Source organism: Anaerotignum sp. (assembly GCF_045122575.1).
Classification (GTDB): Bacteria; Bacillota; Clostridia; order Lachnospirales; family Anaerotignaceae; genus Anaerotignum_A.
This window is the reverse complement of the sequence record NZ_JBGVHV010000005.1, coordinates 1-5,532: the sequence shown is the minus strand read 5'-3', so window position 1 is coordinate 5,532 and position 5,532 is coordinate 1. Positions and strand designations below refer to the sequence as shown.

The 5,532-nt window shown below is 46.7% G+C and carries 7 protein-coding genes; 3 read left to right on the top strand and 4 right to left on the bottom strand.

Translation table 11 applies throughout. The features are described from left to right. A partial coding sequence (locus tag ACJMLT_RS00185; protein WP_405724793.1) for a hypothetical protein occupies positions 1-354 on the top strand: 354 nt, incomplete at its 5' end. Then, positions 341-949, top strand: coding sequence for a sortase (locus ACJMLT_RS00180; protein WP_405724790.1), 609 nt, complete (start codon positions 341-343; stop codon positions 947-949). The genes ACJMLT_RS00185 and ACJMLT_RS00180, both read left to right, overlap by 14 nt. A gap of 250 nt (positions 950-1,199) precedes the next feature. On the opposite strand, the gene ACJMLT_RS00175 is transcribed toward ACJMLT_RS00180, so the two are convergent. Both ACJMLT_RS00175 and ACJMLT_RS00170 read right to left on the bottom strand, forming a co-directional pair. Continuing rightward, entirely contained in the window at positions 1,200-1,733 is a 534-nt protein-coding gene (locus ACJMLT_RS00175; protein WP_405724787.1) for a transcription repressor NadR, read from the bottom strand. Positions 1,734-1,848: 115 nt separating this feature from the next. Next, positions 1,849-2,523, bottom strand: coding sequence for a Crp/Fnr family transcriptional regulator (locus tag ACJMLT_RS00170; RefSeq protein ID WP_405724784.1), 675 nt, complete (start codon positions 2,521-2,523; stop codon positions 1,849-1,851). A gap of 131 nt (positions 2,524-2,654) precedes the next feature. Here ACJMLT_RS00170 and ACJMLT_RS00165 point away from each other — a divergent pair, with 131 nt between their 5' ends. Further along, complete coding sequence (locus ACJMLT_RS00165) at positions 2,655-3,353, top strand: ATP-binding protein (RefSeq protein ID WP_405724781.1); 699 nt, start codon at positions 2,655-2,657, stop codon at positions 3,351-3,353. Positions 3,354-3,404: 51 nt separating this feature from the next. Here the strand turns inward: ACJMLT_RS00165 and nadC are convergent, their stop codons facing one another. Beyond that, on the bottom strand, positions 3,405-4,256 hold the full coding sequence (gene nadC, locus ACJMLT_RS00160) for a carboxylating nicotinate-nucleotide diphosphorylase (protein WP_405724778.1): 852 nt from the start codon (positions 4,254-4,256) through the stop codon (positions 3,405-3,407). Between the two features lie 5 nt (positions 4,257-4,261). After that, positions 4,262-5,434: an L-aspartate oxidase gene (locus ACJMLT_RS00155; protein ID WP_405724775.1), complete on the bottom strand. Its 1,173-nt coding sequence runs from the start codon at positions 5,432-5,434 to the stop codon at positions 4,262-4,264. Positions 5,435-5,532 lie beyond the last annotated feature (98 nt).

The window sequence follows — 5,532 nt, the reverse complement described above, 5'->3', positions numbered from 1 at the left end:
AACAACTGGCGCCATACATGGAAAGATCTGAGCGATAAATACGAATGGATGGTTGTAGAAAAAGAAGAAGATAATTATACTGTTTCTGTTTCAAAAGAGGGAACGACTTTCGTTATGACAAATACTTACGAAAATCCTCCGGGCGAAAATCCTCCGGGCGAAGATCCTCTTGATGAGGATGAAGAAGACGAAATGGTTCTGGGGGATATAGACGAGATCATCCCTAAGACGGAGGAAATATTACCTAAGACGGGGGCTTTGTGGTGGCCTGTACCTGTTTTAGCCTGTGGTGGCCTGATTCTGATCATGGCTGGCTGTTTTTTAAAACGGAGGCAGATGAATGAAGAAGAATAAAGCGGGCAATTGCCTGATCTATATGGGGCTTTTGTTTGTTGTGGCAGCAATTTTTCTAACAGCATATAATTTCTGGGATGATAGAAGAGCAGCGGCGGCATCCGGTGCTGCCATGGAAGAAGTTTTATTGGACATCTCCAAAGCAAAAGAAACATTGGAGGAAGAAGTGCCGGATTATTTCGTTGCTCCGGAAATGGAAATGCCGAAAAGTTCTGTCGGAAAGTATGATTATATCGGAGTGATAGATATCCCTGCTTTGGGTGTGGATCTTCCTGTGATAGGCGAGTGGAATTATCCTGCTTTAAAGGCTGCACCTTGCCGTTATGCCGGATCGGCATATCAGGACAACTTGATTATTGCTGCACATAATTACAGTGGGCATTTTGGAAAAATCAAAAGACTGCAGGCAGGAGATGACGTTTTCTTTACAGATATGGACGGTAACCTGTTTTCCTATCAGGTGGTTTCCATGGAAGTTCTCAAAGGCACAGCAGTAGAAGATATGCGCGGCGGAGGATATGATTTGACGCTGTTTACCTGTACATATGGTGGAGAAAGTCGTGTGACGATTCGATGTGAGCGTAATCTTGTATAAAACGTACAAGCCATTTTATATGGAACTATCGAATCCAAACCACAAAAATCGATTTCTCTTACAACTTTATTTAGAATTGCAAAAGTGTTGCATACACCACCCGGTAAATTCTTTGAAATTTAAAAGACCTTCCCGAACAAAGGGAGGGTCTTTTTGTTGCCATATAGATAACTTCTTTCAAAACGAAAAGAGGCCAATATGTTTGTAATTATAATAAATTTTCTGCTTTTCGATGCGTTAGCTATTATTTTTATTCCATTTCATAATCAAAAACTTCTGTCAGGAAATCATTCTGACGCAGGGCATCTTCGATCTCATCCAGAATTTCTGCTTCATCGGCAGAAACGCGGTGAAAATGATACCCACTGGTCACTTTTAAAAGGGGAGAAGATTTCCCCATTTCCAGATTTTTCAGAAAAGCCTGTACATCTCTGCGGTTTTTGATATTGAGGGGAGCGGAGACTTTGCCGTATACCTTGTGGTTTACCATGACATCTTCCACACAGCCGCCCAGATCTACGATCAGTTTCAGCTCTTCTTCCGTACGGCCTTCGTCGTGGAATACTTTGAACAGGCGGGAGGTTTTTGTTTCTTTTTGATTTTCCAGCAGATAGCCGCGGGCAGTTGCCAGAATGGAGTGACCTTCGGAACGAAGCAGGGCGATATCCTGTACCACCACCTGACGGCTGACGCCTGTCGCTGTGCCCAAAGCACCGCCAGAAAGGGGCTTGGAGGATTCTTTCATTAAGTTTAAAATCATTTTGCGACGTTCTGCGCCTGTCATTTTCCGTTCACCTCATCATGTGTCTTGTCATATGCTATATTCTTCTATTTTATACGAAAGACACTGTCTTTGTCAAACGCTACCATAAAGTTTACAGAAAAATAATACGAAATTTTCAGATGTCTTCCTCTATGGTTTTCAGCAGAAGAAAATGACTGCGATTCGCCTGCAGAAGACCTTCTTTCTGCATTTTGCTCAGTTCGTTGGAAAGGGCGCTGCGGTCTACGCTCAGGTAATCTGCCAGCTGCTGACGGCTGAAAGGAATATCAAATTCGCGACTGCCGCTTTTCATGGCCTGATAGGAAAGATAGGACAGCAGCCTGCCGCGGATGGATTTGGCAGAGGTATGAAAAATACGTCGGGAGAGATTCAGATTTTTTCTGGCAGAAACGGAAAGCAGATTGTGTATGATCTTGTTATGATGGCTGCAATGATTGTTGCAAACCTGCAGGATACGGCTCACATTCAGGAAGAGTACATCTGTTTTTTCAGAAGCCACTACGCTGACCATCATGGGTTCGGAGGGGACACAGGCGTAAGTTTCTGCAAAAACCTGCCCCGCGGAAGCTGTATCCAGAATGCTTTTGTTGCCCCAGATATCGTCATTTTCGATGGAAACGCTGCCGGAAAGCACCAGCCCCATGGCAGGGACAGCATCCCCCATGCGGTAGATCATTTCGCCTTTCTGATAGGTTTTTTGCTCTGCCTGCAGACAGCCCAGCATGGCTTTGACTTCTTCGGGCGTCGTGCCGCGAAAGAGCAGGGTATTCGATAAGAAAAGATAGTCCATTTTTATCACCTTTTTCTGTTTTTGTTGTTTTAACAACATACTTGTTTGGAAAAGCATAGTATACTCAAAACAAGAAGTCAAGAAAAAATCGAAAGAGAGTTATCATAGAGCGTATTTGAGGAGGAAAAAGTATGATCAGAAGGATTATTGAAATTGATGAGAACAAATGCATCGGCTGTGGTCTGTGTGCGAAAGCGTGTCATGAAGGTGCCATCGGCATGGTGAACGGGAAGGCGAAACTGCTGAGAGATGATTACTGCGATGGTCTGGGAGACTGTCTGCCTGCATGCCCTACAGGAGCTATCACTTTTGTGGAAAGAGAAGCACTGGCCTATGACGAGGCGGCAGTGTTGGCAAACAAAGCGAAAAAAGAACAGGAACAGGTGAAGCCCTGCGGCTGTACTGACGGAAAGGCTATGCAGTTTGAAAGAGCAGAAGAAGCGCCTGTATGTGCGGCTCCTGTCAGATCTGAACTGCGCCAGTGGCCTGTACAGATCAAACTGGCACCCATCAACGCGCCTTTCTTCGACGGGGCAAAGCTGCTGATCGCGGCGGATTGTACGGCTTATGCCTATGCCAACCTGCATCAGGAATTTATGAAGGGCAGAGTGACGCTCATCGGCTGTCCTAAACTGGATGAAGGGGATTATGCAGAAAAGTTGACAGAGATCATCCGTCAGAATGACATTCAGAGTGTGACTGTGGTACGCATGGAAGTACCCTGCTGCGGCGGCATCGAAAGAGCAGCCGTAACAGCCCTGCAGAACAGCGGCAAATTTATCCCCTGGCAGGTAGTGACCGTAACGAGAGACGGCAGGATTTTAGATTAAACAAAAAAAGAACCCATAAGGGTTCTTTTTTATTTGGAAAGGGATCCTGCCTTAAATGGCATGAAGATTTTTCAGGCTGATGTCCAGAATAGGGGCGGAGTGGGTCAGAGCACCGCTGGAAACATAATCCACACCCAGTTCAGTAATGGTTTTGATATTTTCTTTTGTCATGTTGCCGGAACATTCTGTTTCCGCTCTGCCGTCGATGATCCGGATGGCTTCTGCCATTTCATCGGGAGTCATGTTGTCCAGCATGATGATATCTGCACCGGCTTCCACTGCTTCTTTCACCATATCCAGATTTTCTGTTTCCACTTCGATTTTGCGAACGAAGGGGGCATAAGCCTTTGCTGCTGCAATGGCTTCTTTTACGCCGCCAGCTGCGCCAATGTGGTTGTCTTTCAGCATCACGCCGTCGGAAAGGTTATAACGGTGGTTTTTGCCGCCGCCTACTGTTACGGCATATTTTTCAAACACGCGCATACAGGGTGTTGTTTTTCTGGTATCCAGCAGGGTGGTCTTTGTGCCTTCCAGCATTTTTGCCACTTCGTTGGTATAGGTAGCGATGCCGCTCATGCGCTGCAGGTAGTTCAGGGCAGTGCGTTCGCCGGAAAGCAGTACGCGGATATCCCCGGTAACAGTAGCCATCAGCTGACCTTTTTTCACAGCGTCACCGTCGGCTACATAAAATTCTACCTTTGTTTCGGGGTCAAGCAGCTGGAAAGCTCTTTCGAATACACCCAGACCGGCAATGATACCGTCCTGTTTGCAGATCAGCTGTACTTCGCCTTTCTGATAGGCGGGCATCACTGCATTGGTGGAAACGTCTTCACTGTTGATATCTTCTTCCAGAGCCATGCGGATATATTTATCTGCAACGATTTTCATAGTAATGGAATTCATCAGGTTCACTCCTTTTCGGATGCAATTTTCCGGGCTGCTCTTTCTGCGAAAACCAGACATTCCAGCAGGCTGTTGCTTGCCAGTCTGTTTTTGCCGTGAACGCCGTTGCAGCTGGTTTCCCCAACAGCATACAGGTGTTCCATGGTGGTTCTGGAGTCGCTGTTTACATGGATGCCGCCCATGAAGTAATGCTGGGCAGGCACCACGGGAACGGGTTCTTTTGTGATGTCATAGCCTGCTTCCAGACAGGTTTTGTAAATATTAGGGAAATGGTTTTCGATATCTTCTGCGGGAACGGGATCGAAGGACAGCCAAACATGTTTTGTACCTTCTTTTTCCATTTCTGCATGAATCGCCTGAGAAACTTTATCTCTGGGCAGCAGTTCGTTTACGAAACGTTCGCCCTTGCTGTTTAACAGGATAGCGCCTTCGCCGCGGGCAGATTCGGAAATGAGGAAATGTCTGCCGGGTGTTTCGCTGTAAAGGCTGGTAGGGTGGATCTGCACATAGTCCATATTTTCCAGTTCCACGCCGTATTTTTCTGCCAGACGCAGGGCATCCCCTGTCAGGCTGGGGAAGTTGGTGGAATGTTCATACAGACCGCCAATACCGCCTGTAGCAAGGATCGTATCATCTGCGTGGATCTGCAGAATGTCTTCGCCGGATGTGGCAATAATGCCTTTGCAGATGCCGTCTGCTACGATCCAGTCTTCCATCACGGTATGATCCATGACAGTCACGTTTTCCAGCTCACGGACACGTTTCAGCAGGGTTTCTGTGATTTCTTTGCCGGTGATATCTTTATGGAAGCAGATACGAGGTTTGGAATGAGCGCCTTCTTTTGTATATTTCAGGCTGCCGTCATCTTCCTTATCAAAATCTACGCCCAGTGCCAGCAGATCATCGATGATCTCTCTGCTGTTACGGATCATCAGGTCAACGCTTTCCCTGCGGTTTTCGTAGTGGCCTGCTTTTAAGGTATCTTCGAAAAATTCGTCATAGTCGTTTTCGTCGCGCAGTACGCAGATGCCGCCCTGGGCCAGCATGGAGTCACAGCTTTCCAGATCTTCTTTGCAGATCAGCAGCACTTTCTGTTCTCTGGGCAGTTTCAGTGCAGCATACAGACCGCTGGCACCTGCCCCAACGATGACGGTATCATAGGTAAGTTCTTTCATCATTTTTGTTACATCTCCTTATTTTGCCAGTTCCAGCATGCGTGTCAGGGTATTTCCTGCAGCCTTCGCCTGTGCGGCAAGAACACTTGCCTGATTTTCTT